The sequence below is a fragment of the Schaalia odontolytica genome (assembly GCF_002847525.1).
GTDB lineage: Bacteria > Actinomycetota > Actinomycetes > Actinomycetales > Actinomycetaceae > Pauljensenia > Pauljensenia odontolytica_B.
On the sequence record NZ_PKKM01000010.1, the window covers coordinates 78,339 to 96,638 of the forward strand.

Genomic DNA, 18,300 nt, shown 5'->3' on the forward strand with positions numbered 1-18,300 from the left:
AACTGTGACGTGGGCGGATGCGTGCCGCGCGCGCACTCCGTCGGCGTCGGTAACGCTAACGGCGGCGGATCGAGGCGAGCTCGCGCTCGTAGGCGCGCCCGGGTGAGGCGGCCCGCCCGCGGTGCTCCCACGTGAGGATCAGCGCGGGGTTGAAGGCGCGCGAGCACACCCCGCACGAGGAGACGCGGCGCGGTGCCCGGTACAGGCGTCGTGTGGCCCCGCAGCGCGGGCACGTGCCCACCCAGGGCGCGTCCGGGGAGGGCAGGGACGAGGGCAGCCGGGCGGAATCGGGGGCGCCGAGGGCGCGTGCGGCCCGCTTCCACGCGGCGTCGTGCCCGTGCTCAGGGCCGACGAGGGCGTGGGCGATCTCGTGCAGGACGACGCCCCGGATCGTCTCCGCGTCGTACAGGTCGGTGAGCGGCCCGGACAGGCTGATCGTGCGCGATGTGTGCGTGCACGCCCCGGCACGGCGTTTGGCGTGGTCGAAGCGGAAACGCCAGTCGGCCAGCCCAGCCGCGTCCATGAGGGAGCGCGCGAGGGATCGAGCCTCCTCCCGTTTCACCGCGCCCCCGCGAGCACGCCGAGCAGGCGCTTCATGGAGACCTTGTTGGGCGTGCCCAGGGTCTGGGCGAACATGGACACGCGCAGCTCCTCGGCCATCCACCGCGCCTGGGTGAGCGCGGCGTCTCGGCGGGCGTCGTAGGGCCGACGCTCCAGGGCCTCGCGCGTGGCGGCGATCTCGGCCTCGGCCTGGTGGATGCGGTCCATGTCCTCCAGGTCGCGGGCCAGTGCCCCCGGCGACGAGGCGGCGCGCTCGATGCGCACGGCCCCGGCGCGCAGGTAGCGGGCCAGGTGCGGCAGCGCGGAGGCGGGCGTCGCCGACACGAAACCCTCGTAGAGCAGGGTCTTCCCATGCGCCGCGACGTCGCGCGTCGTCTCTTCGAGCGAGGCCTGGGGGTGCGAGCGTACGGCGGCGTCGGCCTCGGCGCTGGCCTCCAGGGCACGCACGACGTGGGAGAGGATCTGGTAGACGCGGTCCTCGTGGGTGTCGCGCGCGGCCGCCACGAGGGTCTCGAAGGCCTCGGGGTCGCGCACGTCGGCCGGTGTACTCAGCTCGTCCACGAGGGCGAGGGCCGAGGCCAGCTGCGCGTCCGCGACCAGGGCCGCCGTGTCCGCGTAGGGGGAGGCCGCGAGCATGAGGGCCTCGCGGCCCGTCCAGCGCGTGGTCACCCGGTTCGTCGCCAGGGCGACGCGGGAGAGCAGCAGGCGGGCGAGGCCGGCGCGGTGCTCGCGATCGGCCTCGGCGGCGCTGGCCATGACGCGCACGCCCGCAGCCGGGGCCGCGGCGCTGCCCTGGGGGACCAGGGCGGGGAAGGCCCGCAGCGTCATCGAGCCCGAGGTCTGCGTGATCGAGCGCGGCAGCGTCGGCATCTGCGTGACGCCGTCCGCGTGGAACGCCGGGTCCGGCGCTGGGGCCGAGGCCTGGGCGTCCTTTGGCGCGTGCGCGCCCCCGTTTGGGGCAGACTGCGCGCCCTTGGGGGTGGGGGAATCCTCCCCACCGCGCGCGGCGGCCTTCTCCGAGGCCCCGCGCCCGCGCTTGTTCCTGCGCGCCTGCTTCTCGCTGGCCTCCTCGAGGGCCGCGCGCACGGCCGTGCGCACCGCCTTGTTCGCGTCGCTGGCGAGGGATCGCTGCAGGTAGGCCAGGTCCTTGCCCGCGCCCAGCTCCTTGCCCGACGCGTCGGTGACGACGAAGGTCATGCGCAGGTGGTCGGGCAGGTGGGCGCGCGCGTGCGCCAGGTCCGCCTCGCTGAGGTCCACGCCGCGCAGGACGCGCACCGCGTGGGCGAGGGCCTCCAGGACGGGGCGCTCGGTGAGGGGGCGGGGCTTGGGCGCCTCGCTCGCGGCGGTCGCTTCGGGACCCTGAGTGGCCGGCGCCTGTGTGGGCGTCTCCTTCTGCGTGGCCTTCTTCGGTGCCTTCGCAGGGGAATTGCGCGTTGAGAGACGGCCGGAGGTCGCGCCCCACGCGGCCAGTCGGCCCATCGCGGCGTCCAGGCTCAGCGGGTCCGGCTCGTCGGAGTCGGCGGCCTTCGTCGCTTTCCCGGAGGACTTGTCCGCCGCTGACGCCACCACGGCCTCGACCGGCTCGTCGCCCGCCTGCTCGATCCAGCGAGCCACCGACGCGGCCACGTCCGGCGCGGGGGCCAGCAGGCGGCGCACGCCCTTGGGCAGCGCGCGGATCGCCTCGGTCAGCAGGTCCTCGCGCATGCCCGGCACCAGCCAGTCCGTGCCCGCGTCGCTCACGCGCTCGAGCACCTCGATCGGGATGCGCATCGACACGCCGTCACGCGGGCTGCCCGGCGCGAACTCGTAGCTCAGGGGCAGCGACAGGTCGCCGCACTGCCAACGATCCGGGAAGCCCTCGCCGGAGGTCGCCTCGCGCGGCATCAGCAGGGACGCCGGGTAAATCAGTAAGTCCGGGTGAGAGCGGCGCTCGTCCTTCCACCAGCGGTTGAACGCCGCCGCGCTGGTCACGTGCTCGGGGATCAAATCGTCGAAGAAACGGAAGCGCGCCTGCTCGTCCGCGACGAGGCCGTGGGTGCGGCTACGGCGCTCAACCTCGCGAGCCTGCTCCACCAGGGCCTCGTTTCGGCGCTGGAAACCGTGCCTCTCCCTCCACTGGCTATCCACCAGGGCGTTGCGAATGAACATCTCGCGGGCCAGCTCGCGGGCCGTCGTCCCCTCGCGCGCGGCCGCCAGCTCCTCGAAATGACGCGGCTCAAACGACCCCGACGACAGGGGATCCTTCGACGCCGACACCAACCCGGCCGCCAGCGCCTCCAGCGACCCCGCGCGCGGAGCGTGAGAGCGCGAGGCGGCCACGGCCTCGTCGATGACGAGATCCCCCAAGCGCCCCAGCAGCACCTCGCGGTCCGCCGCCAGCGTCAGCCCATAGAGGGTCACCCGCTCGCGGACCATCGCCGCGCCCTTCGCGACCGACCAGAACGGCTCCGAATACGAGCGCTTGAGCAGGCCGCGCGCCGCCGGCTCCACCCACTCCGGGCGAATGCGGGCCACCGTGCGTGCAAACAGGCGCGAGGTCTCCACGAGCTCCGCCGTCATCACCCAGGCGGGGTGCCCGCTCACGCCCGAACCCGGCCAGATCGTGAAGTGCGTGCCGCGCGCGCCCTCGTAGTCGCGCTTCGTCTCATCCCACGATCCCAGGTAGGACAGCAGGCCCACCAGCAGCGAGCGGTGCACCTGGTCCGCGTCCACGCTCGCCGTGCCCTGCCCGTAGGCCAGGACCGCGCGAACGGCCGCGTCCTGCGCGCCGCCGAACTGGGCGGCCTCCACGACGTCGCCCGTCGACGGCTCGCCCACCGGCCCCGCGGCGATCCCCAGCGCCCGGGCCATCTGGCGCAGCTGGCCGACCACGTCGCGCCACTCGCGCCACCGCAGGTAGTGGAAAAACTCCGCGCGGCACATGCGCCGGAACGCCGAGCCCGACAGGTCGCGCGCCTGTACCGCCAGGTAGCGCCACAGGTTCAGGTACGTGATGAAGTCCGAATGCGGGTCCGCCAGGCGCGCGTGCGAGGCGTCCGCCGTGCCCTGATGCTCGGCCGGGCGCTCGCGCACGTCCTGGATCGACAGCGCCGCCACGATGACGAGCACCTCCGAGGCGCAGCCCAGGCGCTCGGCCTCCAGGAGCATGCGCCCCAGGCGCGGGTCGATCGGCAGGCGCGCCAGGTCCCGGCCAATGCCGGTGAGCCTGTACTGGGACGAGGCCGGGGCCGCGTCCGCGCCCTCACGATCCTGCGCGAGCGCGCCGATCTCCACCAGGAGGGCCACGCCGTCGCGCACCGCGCGCCGATCCGGGGCGTCCAGGAACGGGAAGTCCTCGACGGCGCCCAGGCCGAGGGACGCCATCTGCAAGATGACGCTGGCCAGCGACGTGCGCAGGATTTCCGGCTCCGTGAAGCGCGGACGCGACAGGTAGTCGGCCTGCGAGAACAGGCGGATTGCCACGCCCTCCGCGACTCGTCCGCATCGGCCCGCGCGCTGGTTCGCGCTCGCCTGGCTGACCGGCTCGATCGGCAGGCGCTGTACCTTCGTCTTGTTGGAATAGCGGGAAATACGCGCCAAACCCGGGTCGATGACGTAGCGGATGCCCGGCACCGTCAGTGACGTCTCCGCGACGTTCGTCGCCAGGACCACGCGGCGCAGGCGGTGCGGCTCGAACACGCGATGCTGCTCGGCCGCCGTCAGCCGCGCGTACAGCGGCAGGATCTCGATGTCTCCCGGACGCGCGCCCTTGTCGTCTCCCGCGCGCCGGCCTCGTCCCTTCAAGTGATCGAGGAGGGCCGCCTCCGTGTCGCGGATGTCGCGCTCGCCGGGCAGGAAGACCAGGATGTCGCCGTCGCCCTCCGCGCTCAGCTCGTCCACCGCGTGACAGATCGCGGTCTCCACATCGATGTCCTCGCCCATGCCGTAGCCCAGCGTCGCCAGCTCGTCGTCCGGGTCCTCCAAGACCAGCTGCATCGGGCCGGACTCGGTGACCTCGGTGGTCTCGATAATCTCGATGGGATCGTCCGCCTGCTTGCCGGAGGCCTCGGACGTGTACGACGAGGGCGTCGTCGGGCCGAGGGGACGGTAGCGGATCTCGACCGGGTAAGTGCGGCCCGACACCTCGATGACCGGCGCGGGCTCGATCAGGCGACCCGAACCGGGAGCGCCCTCCCACGTGCCGAAATGGCGCGCGAAACGATCCGAATCGATCGTCGCCGACGTGATGATGACCTTCAGGTCCGGGCGCGCGGGCAGCAGGCGCGCCACGTAGCCCAAGATGAAGTCGATGTTCAGGCTGCGCTCGTGGGCCTCGTCAATGATGAGCGTGTCGTAGCGGCGCAGCATCGGATCCGACTGAATCTCCGCCAGCAAGATGCCGTCCGTCATGAGCTTGACGAGGGTCGTGGGGCCGACCTCGTCCGTGAAACGCACCTGGTAGCCGACCACCTGGCCGCGCTCGCGGCCCACGGTCTGGCCCAGCTCGTCGGCGATGCGATCCGCGACCGAACGCGCCGCGAGCCTGCGCGGCTGGGTGTGCCCGATCATGCCGGCGACGCCGCGGCCCAGCTGCATGCAGATCTTCGGCAGCTGCGTCGTCTTGCCCGAGCCGGTCTCGCCCGACACGATGACCACCTGGTGGTCTCGGATGGCCTGGGCGATCTCATCGCGGCGGGCGCTCACCGGCAGATCCGGGAAGGAAATGACGGGGATTGCCGCGGCGCGCTCTGCTAGTTGCTCCGGCGTGAAAGGCTTGAATGGGCGCGCGTGCTCGCGGGGGCGCCTGCGTCCGGCGTTGCGCGGGCGCGGTTTGCGTGCTTTGGGCGTGGCGGAGCGAGAGTCAGGCATGATAGAGCCAGTCTAGTCGCTGGCCAGAGGCGGCCGCCCGGCACCTGGCGGCGTGGCAGCAGTGGAAGGCGTGACACACCCAAAGTCGCATGCAATTCCCTTGGGTCAGTTTTTGAGTGCGGCTTAAATCCGCATGATTTCAACGGTCTGATTTCAAACGTTGAAATAGGTGCGAGGGAATTGCATGCGACATTTGGGGGTAACTGTTGGGTGAGGGCGTGGGTGTGGGTGAGGGTGTGACGAGTCTGGGCCGTCAGGCGGAGGCCTCGTCCTGCAGGTCCTCGTCGAAGCGAGTCACGGGAGGCTCCAGGCGCAGATCCACGAGGTCACGCGCCAGCTGGTCGATCTCCTCGCCCAGGTACACGCGCTCCCTCCACGAGGCCGGGATACCCTCGATCCCATAGAAAGCGCCGCCCAGCTGCCCGTAGATCGCAGCGTTCGTGTCCGAGTCGCCGCCCATGTTCGAAATCGCCAGGGTCGCGTCCTTGAAGGACGGGAAATCTAGGAGGCCGTGCACCGCCAGGCGCAGGCCGTTGACGATGTAGCCGCTTGTCTCCGCCTCCCACGAGGCACGAACCTGCGGATCGGGGCTGATCACCCTTGCGGCCATGTCGTCGAACGCCGCGCCCGTTGACGCCCACGACACGTCCATGAGCTGCTCCGGGGACCACCCCAGCAGGGCGCCCACCAGCAGGGCGGCGAAGACCTCGGTGGCGGCCTCGGCCTCGACCGAGAAATGCGTCTCGCGCGCGCTCAAGCGAGCGGTCGTGACCACCTCGCGCGGGGAACGCGAGCGGAAACCCGCGATCACCATGGGCGCCAGGCGCATAATCGCGCCGTTACCGGCACTGTTCGAGCGCTCGGCGGTCACCGGCACGCGCTGTTCGTGCTCGTAATCGAACAGCGCGGCACGCACCTGGCCGCCGATATCGAAACACCTGTCCGTCGACGAGCGATAACCCTTCGAATACCAGCGCTGGTAGCGCTCCATCACGTCAAAGGAGTCGTAGCGGCCCTTCGCCAGCAGGGAGTCCGCGATGCATAGCGCCATCGATGTGTCATCCGTCCACTGCCCGGGCTTCAACAGGAAGGGGCCGCCGCCCACCATGTCCGTGATCGGCTCGAAGGTGCCCGCCCACTTGAACTCATTCGTGGTGCCCACCGCGTCGCCGACAGCCAGGCCCATGAGAGCGCCGCGCGCCCGAGAAAGAAAATCCGTCATGACCCTAGTGTGACACAGGGACACCGCATCTGGGCCCCGGCCTCCGCTTCGCGAACCCCCGAGGTCAGGGGAGCGCGCGGGTCAGCCCCGGCCTCGTCCCCGCTGGAGACGAGGCGTCAGGCGATCGACGTGCCGAACAGTGAGCCCAGCAGGTACGTCACCCCCGCGGCGCCGTAACCCACGACGAGCTGGCGCAGCGCGCGGGGCGCGGGGGACTGACCGGACAGGATGCCGACCACGCCGCCCGTAAACAGCAGGGCGACGCCGACGATCACAGCCGCGACGACAATCGCGGTCATGCCGGTCATGCCCAGCAGGTAGGGAATCAGAGGGAAGAACGCGCCCACAGCGAAGAAACAGAACGAGGACAGCGCCGCCTTCATGGGTGTGCCCACCTGGTCCCCCGCGCCGTCCGACTCGGGGCTACCGCCCAGTGCGGCGCGTACCGCGATCGCGCCGGACTCGCCGGTCGCAGGCTTGGCGAGGCGTGCGAAAACCTGCCTCGCGTGCCGCTCGGCCTCCTCCTCGCTCTCGCCGCGCGCACGGAACACAAGCGCCAGCTCGTTCGCGTCCACGTCCAGGTCCGGCACCGCCTGATGCGCGTCCGGGTCGGGGATCGAGGCATCGAGCAGTTCGCGCTGACTGCGCACGCTCACCCACTCGCCGGCCGCCATCGACAGGGCGCCCGCGAGCAGGCCCGAAATGCCCGTCAGGAGAACGACGTGGGGCTCCATGCCCGTCGCCGCCACACCCAGCACGAGCGCCAGGTTCGACACGAGGCCGTCGTTCGCGCCAAAAACCGCCGCGCGGAACGTGCCCGCCAGGGTCTCGCGGGACTTCGCCGCCAGGGAACGAATGACCTCGGCGTGAATGTGCTCATCCGCCTGCATGTGCGCGGGCACGTCGTCATCCACGTCGCGGGCGGAACGCTGCTCCGCGCGCTGGGCCATCGCCAGAATGAAAATCGTGCCAAAGAGGTGCGCGAGGACCGACGCGGCGCGCGTGCGCAGCGGCGGCTTCGGGGCGGGCAGGGCTCGATCACCCAGGCGCGCCAGCCAATACTCCTCGTGGCGGCGCTCCGCCTCCTCGAGCTGCAAGAGGACCGCGCGCTCCTCGCCCGTCCGGCGCTCGGACAGGTCGCGGTAGGTGCGGGCCTCCATGCGCTCCTCGGCCAGGTGCTTGCGCCAGCGCTTAAGCTGCGCGCGCGTGGGCTCCTGGCCGTCGGTCAGCGGGTCCGCGTTCATGGCCTCGTTCCCTCGCGCGCTCAACGCTGCGTCGTGGAAGAGGTGGTCTGCGCGTCGACCGTCGTCGGCTGGGAGGCGGGGGCTCCGAAGAGGCGTTCCTTCACGGCATCGGCGACCTTATCGGTGACCTGTTCGCCGCCCGCGCGCACGATGTCGGACATCTTCTGGCCAGCCGCATCCAGGGGGCGTGCCACGATCGGGAAACGGCGCAGCTTCGAGGCGTTCGCGCGAATCTGCTCGTAGCGCTCGCGGCCTGCTCGGGTGCCCAGGACGTATCCGATGCCAACTCCGATGAGGATTCCAGTCTTGGTTCCCATGAATGTCCTTCTCTCGCTGCAAGTGGTGGGGCGTCCCGTTGTGGTGGGTGTTTCGCAAGCCCCGTGGGCGCGGCTCTCACCGGCGCGTATGCGTCCCATCTTAGTGGTGCTGCCCGCCGTGCCGCACGATCCTCACCATGAGTGGGGATTATTCACGGATGCTTCTAGTCTCAGGTGTCCTCTTGTCACATTCGTGCACAGTGTGGGCCCCTCTTTCCGTGAGCGGCCCTCACACGCTATGTTTATAGCGTGAGCCAGGTAACGATTGAGACGCCCCGGGGAGTATCCCTCTCCGGTACATTCACGCGTCCCGTGGACTGCCGCGACGCCGCGGTGATCTTTTCTCACACCTTTTTGTCGGATCGTCACGCATCGGGCATGTTTGACTCACTCGGTCGTGCGCTGCGTCGGGCCGGCTATGCGACTCTCAGCTTCGACTACTCCGGCCACGGCGCCTCGGGCGACGAAATCATCACCTTCGACCCCCTCATCGAAGACTTCCGCTCCGCGTCCGGCTGGCTCGCCGACCAGGGCTTCGCACGCCAAATCTGCGTCGGCCACGAGTTCGGCGCCGCCGTCGCACTGCGCTCGCGCCCGCCCGCCTTGCAGACATACGTGCTGGTCTCCCCGGTCCTCGGCCCCCTGTCCTACGACTGGAACCTCGTGTTCTCCGACGTGCAGCTCTCCGATCTCGAGCACCACGGGGCCACGACCGTGCCCGACGACTCAGAGTCCGTGCGCCAGCAGTTCACGATCTCCAAGCGCACCCTCGCCGACATGTCCATGGTCTCCGGCGAGGACGCGCTGCGCGGCCTCAGCGTTCCCGTGCTCATCACGCACGACTCCTTCGATGAGGAGACCGGTCTGCTCGACCGCACGCGCGAGGTCTTCCACTTGCTGCCCGACGGCTCCCTCGTCGAAATGACCGCTGCCCCCGAAGGCATCGCGGGCGAGTACACGCCGGTCGACGGCGTGCCCGTCATCGACGAGGCCGTGGATCGTGCGCTCGCCGCCTCCGGTTCGGCGCACCTGCCCGTGCTGACGGATGTCGCCGCCGAGTGGGCGAGCCGCTGGGTGCCCGTGAGCCGCTGATCGCCTGATTTCCGGCGGTGCTTGTTGCCCCGCTGGTGTTCCGGGCGCCGCTTGTGTGTTTGGGCCGGGCTGCTTGGTGTGCTCGTGGGCGGTGGCCCGCCCGCGAGCCGTCCGCGCCGCGAGCTTCGCTCGGCGCGTCGTCTCGAAGCCCGGCCAGGCCCCGCCGCCGCCCCCGAGGCGGCCTCCAATCGGGCGGGGCTTGGGGCGCGTGTGCTTGCTCTGGCCCCGCCGCCGCCCACGGGCGCCGCAGCCAGGCCCACCAATCCCTCCGGTGCCCTCCACACCGGCGGCGCCTGGTCCACAATCAATTTCGCATGCAATTCCCCCACGACTCTTTCAAACCATGAATTTTGATTGTTGGAATTGCAACGTTTTCAGACGTTGTTGAAACTTCTTCCAATCGAATTGCATGCGACTTTTCTGGGGCCTGGTCCTGCCGAGACCTTCGGGCTCCGTGGCCTGGCTCTGTGTCTCGAGGTGTGCTTGGTTTCTCCGGTGTCCGCCGCGCCGGGGGTGCTTCGAGGGGGTGTATGAAAGAAATATCGCCCCTGCGTAGCATCGTGTGGTTGTGTGGGGTGTCTCTGTGAAAGAAATATCGCCCCAGCACGGTGAAAATGGTCGGAAATTGGGCATTTTGGGTGTGTGTGGGCGATGAAAATTTCATGATGGCCCGATCCATGCCGTGCAGGGGTGGAAAATGTTTCATCTGGGGTGCCGGATCCCCGTGCAGGGGTGGTTTTTCTTTCGCTTCTTGGTTCTGTGAGGCAGCACTGACGCCCACTATGCACCGCGCGGTGCGGGAGGGGTGATCGGGGAAGAAAACTCCGCTCCGTGCAGTGAGGGTGTGTCTTGGTACGGGATACTGCTCGCCCTGCAGGGCGAGTTTTGTACCGGGTTGGCCCGCAAGGTAGCGAGTGGGGAAAGTTATGGACCTGTCGGTGCCAGGAAGGACGCCTATTTGGCAGTCGTTGTCCCAGGGGCGACCCGCACTGAGGCAGGCAGAACTACCGTTGTGCCTCCTCAGCCACCTACCAGCCGCGCACCAGCTCTGCGAGAACCGGGGAAGCCAGCCACTGCCTCGTGCCAAAAGAGGACACGGACACCGCGGCGACGGACGATGCAAAACGGATGAGGCGCTCCGGGTCCGCGTCCCCGCCGCGCTCGATTGCCCACGCGAAAGCCCCGTGGAAGGCGTCGCCTGCGCCCAGCGTGGACGCGTCCGGGACGGCTTCGATGGGAACCTCGCCGCTCGCGCCATCCCACCAGTACTGCACGGAGCGATCCCCGCGCGTGCGAACCGTGCGCGTGATGCCGAAGCCCCGCAGGAACTCGGCGACCTGCGCCCCGTCCGGGCGCGCCATCAGCGGCGGCGCGAAATCCTCCGACACGACAGCGATGTCGACGAAGCCCAACAGGGGAGTGAGCCAGTCCTTCCACGAGCCGCCGTCCAGGATCCGCGGGTGGGGTGGGCGCGCCTCGAGCGGGGCGAACGGGTCCTCCCCGTCAACTTCGGGCACGCCCAGGGTGAGGGCCGCATGCGCGAGCGCCGGGTTGTGCCCGTCGATGAGGACCGCGCCCACGCGCTCGGGCAGCTCCGCCGCAACACGCTCCGGGTCGGCGTCGAGCCGCGCGTTCGTGGAAGCCACCATGCGACCGCGCGGGTGCTCGATGATCGAGGAAACGGCGGGCTCGCGCGACGCACGGGATGAGGTCGGGGCGCTCTCACGCTCGCCCGCGTCGGTGGGGTGCTCGCCCGCCTCGGGAGCGGGGGATGCGGCAGGCGCCGTCGCGTCCAGGACGCGCACGCCCACGGCCGCCAGGTCGGCCGCCAGGAAGGCTGACACCGGGCCTTCGCCGAGGGCTGTCAACAGAGTCGGTGCTTCCTCAGAGTAAGCGCGAGTGCTCGAGGCGGCCCCGGCCTCGTCGCCAGAACCATTGAGAACGCGCGAGGCCTCGCACAGCGCCGCGTACGTGACGGCCGCGTTCGTCGCGGGACCGCCTGCGGCCATCGTGAAGTCCGTCGACGTGACCTTGAGCAGCGGGTCCGGCCCGTGGTCGAGTCGATGCAGGACATCCAGGGTCGTGAGCCCGGCGAAGAGAGCAGTCATAGGGACATTGTCTCACCCGGTAGCCGCGTGAGACAGTGTGCTTGCGGCTCTCGCTGACAGGCCGACAAAACCTGTAGCATATGAACAACGACACTCATCGACTCTTTCGGATCGCCATGCACCTGCTCGACGCGCTGAATAACTCCCTGCCCGAGGTCTTCCGAGCCATCGACCTCATGGGCGTTCTCCTCAATGGCATCCTCGGCGGCAAGGTCGCCCGAGAGCGAAACTTTGATGCCGTCGGCTTCTGCATTCTCGCGATCATGACGGCGCTCGCGGGCGGCATGATCCGTGACCTGCTCCTGACGACCCGCACCGGAGCGCCCGTCGCCATCACGGACCCCTACTACCTGTGGTTCGCGATTGTTGGCGCCCTCATTGCGATGGCCTTCCGCATGGATTCGCGCACGTGGTCGGTGCTCCTCGTTATTGCCGATGGCATGGTGCTGGGCTGTTGGAGCGCGACCGGTGCGATCAAGACTCTCGATGCGGGCTTTGCGATCATGCCGGCGATCCTCCTGGGCATCATGACGGCGATCGGCGGTGGCATGGTCCGCGACATCTCCGCAGGTCTGGTCCCGCGCGTCTTCGGCGGCAACAACCTCTACGCAACCCCCGCGTTCGCGTGCTCGCTGGTCACCGTCATCTTCTGGCACATGGGCCAGCCGGTCCTGGGCATGGGCGCGTCCATCATCGTTGGCCTCGTCTTCACGGGAATGGCGCACTGGCGCCGCTGGAGGCTCCCGCAGACCCGCGAGTGGACCATCACTCTCACATACTCGCAGTTGAAAGCTCTGCGTAGAGGCAGGCGTTAGTATGGCGGTGTGACTCCCAAATCAACACCCGATTCGTCAACTCCCGCCGCGTCGGCCCCCGCTGGGCGTAAACATTTCAAGACGTGGCACCTGTCCATGATGGCCCTGGGCCTCGCCATTGGCGCCGGCTTCTTCCTGGGCACGGGTTCAGCGATCCATCAGGCCGGACCCGCCGTCATCGCGTCCTATGCGCTGGCCGCGATTATCGTCGTATCGGTCATGCTGGCCCTTGCCGAGCTGGCCTCGTCCCTGCCGTCGACGGGTTCCTTCTCCTCCTATGCCGAGGCCGGAATCGGTCGGTGGGCAGGGTTCACGATCGGGTGGCTGTATTGGGTCATGCTGATCATGGTGTCGGGCCTGGAAGTGACGGGCGCGGCGACGTTCTTCGTCGGCTGGTTCCCCGCGGTTCCGCAGTGGGTGGTTGCCCTCGTTATTGTCGTTGTTATTGGGGGTATTAACCTGCTGGCGGCAGGGCAGTACGGCGAAATTGAGGCCTGGCTGTCGATGGTGAAGATCGTTGCGATCATTGCCTTCCTGGGTGTGGGTGCCTATCTTGTCGCGCGCACGGCGATCGTCGGCCCCCTGCCGGGGCACGAGGGCCTCCTACAGAACGTCCTGGGACACAACGGATTCATGCCGAATGGACTGTCTGGTGTCGCAGTCGCGCTCCTGGCCGTCATCACGTCCTTCGGCGGCCTTGAGATCGTGACGATCGCCGCGGCCGAGGCCGAGGATCCCCAGGCCGCCATGAGCAGCGCCATCCGCTCGGTCGTCACCCGCATCCTCGTGTTCTACGTCGGCTCCGTCATCCTGCTGATCGCGCTGCTGCCGTGGGATAGCGAGGCGATGAATACGAACGCCTTCGCCGCCGTTCTCGAGATGGCGGGTGTCCCCGCAGTCGGGACGCTCATGAACGTCATTATCTTTATGGCGCTCATCTCCGCGTTCTCCGCGAACATTTACGCTTCCTCCCGCATGGCGTACTCCCTGTCAGCCCGAGATATGGGTCCGCGTTGGCTGCTGGGTGCGTCCGCGTCCAACAAGGCCCGTGTGCGCTCCGTCGTCGAGGCCGCCCTCGAGGATGACGAGGCCGTCCTGGCCGCCGAGCTTGCGGGAGACATCGAGGCGGGGCGTACCCCGAAGCGTGCAGTCGGCCTCGTTGTGGTCCTGGCGCTGCTGGCGGTTCTGGGCAACTGGTACCTGCCCGGTTCGATCCTGACGATGCTCATCAACGCGATTGGCATGGTTCTGCTCATCGTGTGGACGTTCATTATCATCTCGCTGATGCGCCTGCATCCCTCCTTGGAACGCTCGGGTTCGCTCGTGATCCGTATGCCCGGGTGGCCGTGGCTGCCGTGGCTGGTCCTGGCTGGCCTGGGTGGGATTGGTGTCCTCATGCTCATGAGCGACGAGGGTCGGGCTCAGTTGATCTCGATGGGTGCTCTCACGCTCATCATCATCGCGATTTACTTCGTGCGTCAGCTGGTGCTGTCGCGCAAGCGAGCCTAGTTATCCACAGGCACTTGCCGCCGGGACGCAGATGCCGGTGGGTCGGTGCATCATGAGGGCACCTCGGATGGCCGGGGTGCCCTCATTGCGTGGGCGCTGTGAGAGAAAGGAGAGGGAGATGGCGCGCAAGCGGCGCAGGAGCATCGGGGACACGATTGTTCTGCTGGTGATCGTCGCTGCCCTCGTGTGGGTGTTCGCGCCCGGCGTTGGGTGGGATCTGCTGGGCTTGCGCTCGCGCCTGGGGTGGCCGCCGCTGCGCAGCGGGCAGGCGCTGTCCTCCCTGCCGGATAGCGAGGCGGCCCGGCAGCTGCGCGAGCTCACGGTTCGGGAGTCGGTCGACGATCCTTCCGCGCCGGCGTACGACCGCGAGGCCTTCGGGCAGCGGTGGGCGGACACCGACCATAACGGCTGCGACACCCGAAACGACATCCTTGCCCGCGACCTGGCGCGCCCCACCTTCAAGCCCGGCACGCACGACTGCGTGGTCTTGTCGGGCACCCTCGCCGAGCCCTACACGGGTGCCACGATCGAGTTTCAGAGGGGGGACAAGACCTCGTCCCTGGTGCAGATCGACCATGTCGTCGCCCTCGCGGACGCGTGGCGATCGGGCGCCTGGCAGTGGGACGCGCAGCGCCGCCAGGAGTTCGCTAACGACCCGGAAAACCTGCTCGCGGTGGATGGAGCGGCGAATGAGGACAAGTCGGCCTCGTCCGCGGACCAGTGGCTGCCGCCCAATACCGCGTTCCACTGTGACTATGTGAAACGTCAGATCGCCGTCAAAAACGCGTATGGGCTGAGTGTGACCCGTGCAGAACAGGACGTGCTCGCCGAGCAGCTGTCAGCCTGTGCCGGGTGAGTGGGCGCGGGCCTTCCCCGTGCGCTGAATCGTCACCGCGCGCAATTCTGACCAACAATTTCCAGCGGATTCCCAGGCCTTTTCTCACATTGTGTCCATCGCGTGTGGAACTGAGCGCACGTCCGCAACATTGCCCGATAACGCCGGTAATGTTCCCCTCAAGGAGAGGGGTGACATGTACACGGCAGTCAACTGGGCGCTTGATCTGGGGCTTTACGCCGCCGTCTGCGTGATCACGTGCGCGCTGTGGTGGTTTCTCGGACGCCGCTCAGACCGTGCCGCCTTCGTTTCTCCGGCATCGACACCCGATACGTCTTCGTCGTCTGGTTCGAGTGGTTCGCACTTAACGGTCTCCGATGCCCTGCCGCTCATCTATCGTCGCTCGAAACAGACGGGTGCGCTCCTGCCTCGCGAGGAGAACCCGGACACCCCGATGACGGCAGAGATTCCCGTGGTCGCGGCCCCCGCCTCGACAATGTGGAGGCTCCCGCGCGCGCTGCCTCTCGTCTGGATCCTGTACCTCGCGGGCCTGCTAATCTTCACCCTCCTGCCCCTGCCCTCCGACCCGGTAGCCGCGTGCGCTGCGATCATCCACTGGGACAACTACGTGCCTTTCGGGTCCTTCGTGGCCGTCGCTGACCAGTTCCGCGACGGGGAGAGCCTGCGCGGCACCCTGTACGCGCTATCGATCCTGCTCAACATCGCGCTGTTCGTGCCGCTCGGAGCGCTCGCGGAGACCACGTGGCGCATCCGGCGCATGCGCCGCGCGCCCGAGGGTGCGCCCGCTGACGGGTCTCGCCTGGCCCGTTCGATCCCGCACCGCCGCGTCCTGGCGTGGGTGGCGATCGGCTGCGTCGTCTCCTGCCTCATCGAGCTGACCCAGTACACGGGCCTGTTCGGTGTCGTTCCCTGCACCTACCGCGTCGTCGACATCGATGACGTCATCATGAACACGCTGGGCACCTACGCGGGTGTGCGCCTGCTGCCCTTCATGGCGCGCAACTCGCGCTTCATGGGCGCGTAGCTGGCTACAGCCAGCCGGCCGCGCGAGCCAGGGACGCTGCCTCGGCGCGCGTGCGTGCGTCCATCTTCAGCATCGCCGAGGACACGTGGTTGCGCACCGTTCCCTGGCTGAGCCCCAGCGAGTGGGCAATGTCCGCGATGGTCCCGCCTCCCTCGACCTCGCGCAAAACATCGGCCTCGCGGTCCGTCAGGGGCGAAGATCCAGTCGATAGAGCCTCCAAGGCCAGGGATTGGTCAATGGCACGGCCCCCCGCGGCCACGGTGCGCACACCGTCCGCCAAGGTTTCGACCGGCGCGTCCTTCACCATGAAGCCCGTAGCGCCCGCGTCGAGGGCGCGCTGCAGGTATCCCGGACGTCCGAACGTCGTCACGATCAGCACGCGCACGCCGGGAAAACGCGCGCGGATCGCCTGCGTGGCCGTGATGCCGTCCATGTGAGGCATCTCGACGTCGATGATGGCAACGTCGACGGGGGCGCTTGCGCGGGCCGGCGCGTCCGCTGATGCCAGGCGCGCCAGCTCCTCGAGGGCCTGCGCGCCATCGGCGGCCTGCGCGACAACCTCGATGTCGCGCTCCAGGTCCAGCAGCCCCGCCAGGGCACCGCGAATCATCGCCTGGTCATCGGCCACGAGTACCCGAATCGGCACGTCACCCTCCTGTCTGCGCTTGGGGTACTAGGCTAGCGCAGGTCGCAGGATCATCTCTCGGGTGTGCTCACCCCTCAGGACGAGTGGGCGTTGGGTTCGGAATCGAAGGCCAACGAGAGCGTCCACGTGGAACCCGACGCGCCCCACGTGAGTGTGCCCTCGTCGCCGACCAGCTCGGACAGGCCCGCGAGGCCCGCCCCCGACCCCGCGCTCGACGCGGCGTAAGCGGCCGTGTATCCGTCGTTCGTGACCGTCACCCCGTCAGGGCGCAGGCGAATACGAACCCACGAGGGGTGCGCGTGCAGGATCGCGTTCGTGGTGCCCTCTCGGATCACGTGTGCGGCCGCGGCCGAACGAGGACCCGACGGCGGCTCGCCCTCGCTGGCAATGTCCGCGTCGATGCGCGCGACCTCCAGGAGGGCGCGGGCCTCCTCAAGCTCCTCGACGGGGGACAGGGCCCGCGTGGCCGCCACGATGCGGCGGACGTCAGCCAAGGCCTCGTTCGACTGAGCCGTGACCGAGCGCAGCTGCTCGCGCGCCTCCTCCACACGCCCCGCCTCCAGGAGACGACCCGCCAGCTCCGAGACCATCGTGATCCCCGTCAGCGAGTGCCCGAGGATATCGTGCAGGTCCGTACTCAGACGCGCCCGTTCGGCGGCCTTCGCGCGCTGGATCGCGTCCTGGCGGCGCAGGCGTTCACGGGCCGAGCGCTCCATGCCCCAGCGAGCCAACCCGACGAAGCCGATGAGGAGGGCCAGGTACCAGATCATCCATACCGGCTCTCCCTCGGCATAGGCGGCTACGCTGGCGATGGCGACGATCGGTACGACGCCCGCGACAATGTATCTGCTTGGCGCCTGAAAGATCCACGCGACCAGCAGATACGACGTCAGCATGAACGCGTAAGGGAAACCGACGGAGGCCGCGTAGACGAGGTAGATGACCGTCACCGCGGCCAGCGCCGCGTGGGAGAGGATGAACGGCCTCGTGAAGGAGTTGCGCGCGGGCAGAGGATTGGTCAGCCATGCCGCCGAGTTAGCGGCCGCGAGGAGGGCGCACAGCCCGATGATGCTCGCGCGCTGGGCCGTATCCGTCAACTCCAGGGCGTAGGCCAGGGGAAACCCCATGAACAGCATCCACGGGGCCGCCCACGCCAGGGAGATCAAGCGCTCCTTCATGGCAACAGCCTATCGACCCGTGTCGTGGGATGCGCCCCACCAGGCGATGCCGGCCGTGATGACCGCCCACCCGGCGATGTTGAGCCACGCGGCGGTCGGCATCGTCACGGTTCCGGCGACCGCGTAGATCGCCTGGACGGCGCCGTAGAGGGGCGTGAAGGGCGCGATCTGTGCGACGAAGGGCGGCAGCTGGTCCAGCGGGATGAACATGCCGGACACGAATGCGCCCATCAGCATGACGAATGCGGAGGCGCTGTAGGCGTTCTCGCCCTTGATCGTGTATCCGCAGGCCAGGCCGATGAGCGCACCCAGGGCCGAGAGGGCGACGACCACCGCGGCGCTGGCCGCCCACGCGCCCGGGGTCATCTGCGCGCCCGTGGCCAGGCCAAAGCTGAAGGTGATGAGCGTGATAAACGCGCTCAGCGCCACGAGGGCCGTGAGACGCACGAGGAGAATCACCCACGGCTGGATGGGGGTCAGCGCGTACATGCGCGAGATGCCGGTCGTGCGCTCGACGGACAGCGTCGCACCGAGGGAGCCTCCGACCAGGATGACGCCGTACGTGGTCATCATCGCGATCATCGCTGCTGCCAGGTTCCCGCGCCCGGTCTGGGTCGCGCGCGCAACATCGGTCATGCCGAACATCGCGTACATGAACATGGGGAGCAGCAGGGCAAACGCCATGTTCCACGGGTTGAGGATGTGGGACAGGAACGTCGCGCGCCACAGCTTGCCCGCTCCGGTGAAGGGGGAGGGGATCGGTCGGTCGGTGGTTCGTGCGGGTGCCTGGGTGGTCATGATGCCTTCTTCGTGTGTCGTGTCTGCGTTCGTGGGGCGGGGGCCTCGGGACGAGGCTGGGGCCGGCTCATCGGGGCGGGCG

14 protein-coding genes are annotated in these 18,300 nt (G+C 68.6%); 5 read left to right on the forward strand and 9 right to left on the reverse strand.

Features of this window, described 5'->3' with window-relative positions; genetic code table 11:
- Positions 1–55: 55 nt before the first annotated feature.
- The 5 genes from CYJ22_RS07810 to CYJ22_RS07830 all read right to left on the reverse strand — a co-directional run bounded on the left by CYJ22_RS07810 (position 56) and on the right by CYJ22_RS07830 (position 8,192).
- The gene (locus CYJ22_RS07810) at positions 56–562 is read right to left on the reverse strand and encodes a SprT-like domain-containing protein (protein WP_101602218.1); all 507 of its coding nucleotides are present in this window, start codon (positions 560–562) and stop codon (positions 56–58) included.
- On the reverse strand, positions 559–5,409 hold the full coding sequence (locus tag CYJ22_RS07815) for a DUF3418 domain-containing protein (protein WP_101602219.1): 4,851 nt from the start codon (positions 5,407–5,409) through the stop codon (positions 559–561). The genes CYJ22_RS07810 and CYJ22_RS07815 overlap by 4 nt, the downstream gene beginning before the upstream one ends.
- A 253-nt stretch (positions 5,410–5,662) precedes the next feature.
- Positions 5,663–6,631 (reverse strand): ADP-ribosylglycohydrolase family protein, encoded by a 969-nt coding sequence (locus CYJ22_RS07820; protein ID WP_007587878.1) that lies wholly within the window; start codon positions 6,629–6,631, stop codon positions 5,663–5,665.
- Between the two features lie 116 nt (positions 6,632–6,747).
- The gene (locus CYJ22_RS07825; protein WP_007587880.1) at positions 6,748–7,875 is read right to left on the reverse strand and encodes a VIT1/CCC1 transporter family protein; all 1,128 of its coding nucleotides are present in this window, start codon (positions 7,873–7,875) and stop codon (positions 6,748–6,750) included.
- A gap of 20 nt (positions 7,876–7,895) precedes the next feature.
- On the reverse strand, positions 7,896–8,192 hold the full coding sequence (locus CYJ22_RS07830; protein ID WP_101602220.1) for a protoporphyrinogen oxidase: 297 nt from the start codon (positions 8,190–8,192) through the stop codon (positions 7,896–7,898).
- Between the two features lie 249 nt (positions 8,193–8,441).
- On the opposite strand from CYJ22_RS07830, the gene CYJ22_RS07835 reads away from it, so the two are divergent.
- Positions 8,442–9,284, forward strand: a complete 843-nt coding sequence (locus tag CYJ22_RS07835; protein ID WP_007587879.1) for an alpha/beta hydrolase — start codon at positions 8,442–8,444, stop codon at positions 9,282–9,284.
- A 1,028-nt stretch (positions 9,285–10,312) separates the two neighbouring features.
- Here the strand turns inward: CYJ22_RS07835 and CYJ22_RS07840 are convergent.
- Positions 10,313–11,392 (reverse strand): PfkB family carbohydrate kinase, encoded by a 1,080-nt coding sequence (locus tag CYJ22_RS07840; protein WP_101602221.1) that lies wholly within the window; start codon positions 11,390–11,392, stop codon positions 10,313–10,315.
- Positions 11,393–11,508: 116 nt separating this feature from the next.
- Between CYJ22_RS07840 and CYJ22_RS07845 the strand changes: the two genes are divergently transcribed.
- The 4 genes from CYJ22_RS07845 to CYJ22_RS07860 all read left to right on the forward strand — a co-directional run bounded on the left by CYJ22_RS07845 (position 11,509) and on the right by CYJ22_RS07860 (position 15,596).
- On the forward strand, positions 11,509–12,207 hold the full coding sequence (locus CYJ22_RS07845) for a trimeric intracellular cation channel family protein (RefSeq protein WP_034496929.1): 699 nt from the start codon (positions 11,509–11,511) through the stop codon (positions 12,205–12,207).
- A gap of 9 nt (positions 12,208–12,216) precedes the next feature.
- Complete coding sequence (locus CYJ22_RS07850) at positions 12,217–13,716, forward strand: amino acid permease (RefSeq protein WP_081493514.1); 1,500 nt, start codon at positions 12,217–12,219, stop codon at positions 13,714–13,716.
- A gap of 118 nt (positions 13,717–13,834) precedes the next feature.
- Positions 13,835–14,572 (forward strand): HNH endonuclease family protein, encoded by a 738-nt coding sequence (locus CYJ22_RS07855; protein ID WP_007589668.1) that lies wholly within the window; start codon positions 13,835–13,837, stop codon positions 14,570–14,572.
- Between the two features lie 175 nt (positions 14,573–14,747).
- Positions 14,748–15,596 carry a VanZ family protein gene (locus CYJ22_RS07860; RefSeq protein ID WP_101602222.1) on the forward strand — a complete coding sequence of 283 codons (849 nt, stop codon included), beginning with the start codon at positions 14,748–14,750 and terminating at the stop codon, positions 15,594–15,596.
- A 4-nt stretch (positions 15,597–15,600) separates the two neighbouring features.
- On the opposite strand, the gene CYJ22_RS07865 is transcribed toward CYJ22_RS07860, so the two are convergent.
- The 3 genes from CYJ22_RS07865 to CYJ22_RS07875 all read right to left on the reverse strand — a co-directional run bounded on the left by CYJ22_RS07865 (position 15,601) and on the right by CYJ22_RS07875 (position 18,218).
- Entirely contained in the window at positions 15,601–16,242 is a 642-nt protein-coding gene (locus tag CYJ22_RS07865) for a response regulator transcription factor (RefSeq protein WP_034496932.1), read from the reverse strand.
- 74 nt (positions 16,243–16,316) lie between these two features.
- Positions 16,317–17,420: a sensor histidine kinase gene (locus CYJ22_RS07870; protein ID WP_101602223.1), complete on the reverse strand. Its 1,104-nt coding sequence runs from the start codon at positions 17,418–17,420 to the stop codon at positions 16,317–16,319.
- 9 nt (positions 17,421–17,429) lie between these two features.
- Positions 17,430–18,218 (reverse strand): ABC transporter permease, encoded by a 789-nt coding sequence (locus tag CYJ22_RS07875; RefSeq protein ID WP_034496935.1) that lies wholly within the window; start codon positions 18,216–18,218, stop codon positions 17,430–17,432.
- Positions 18,219–18,300 lie beyond the last annotated feature (82 nt).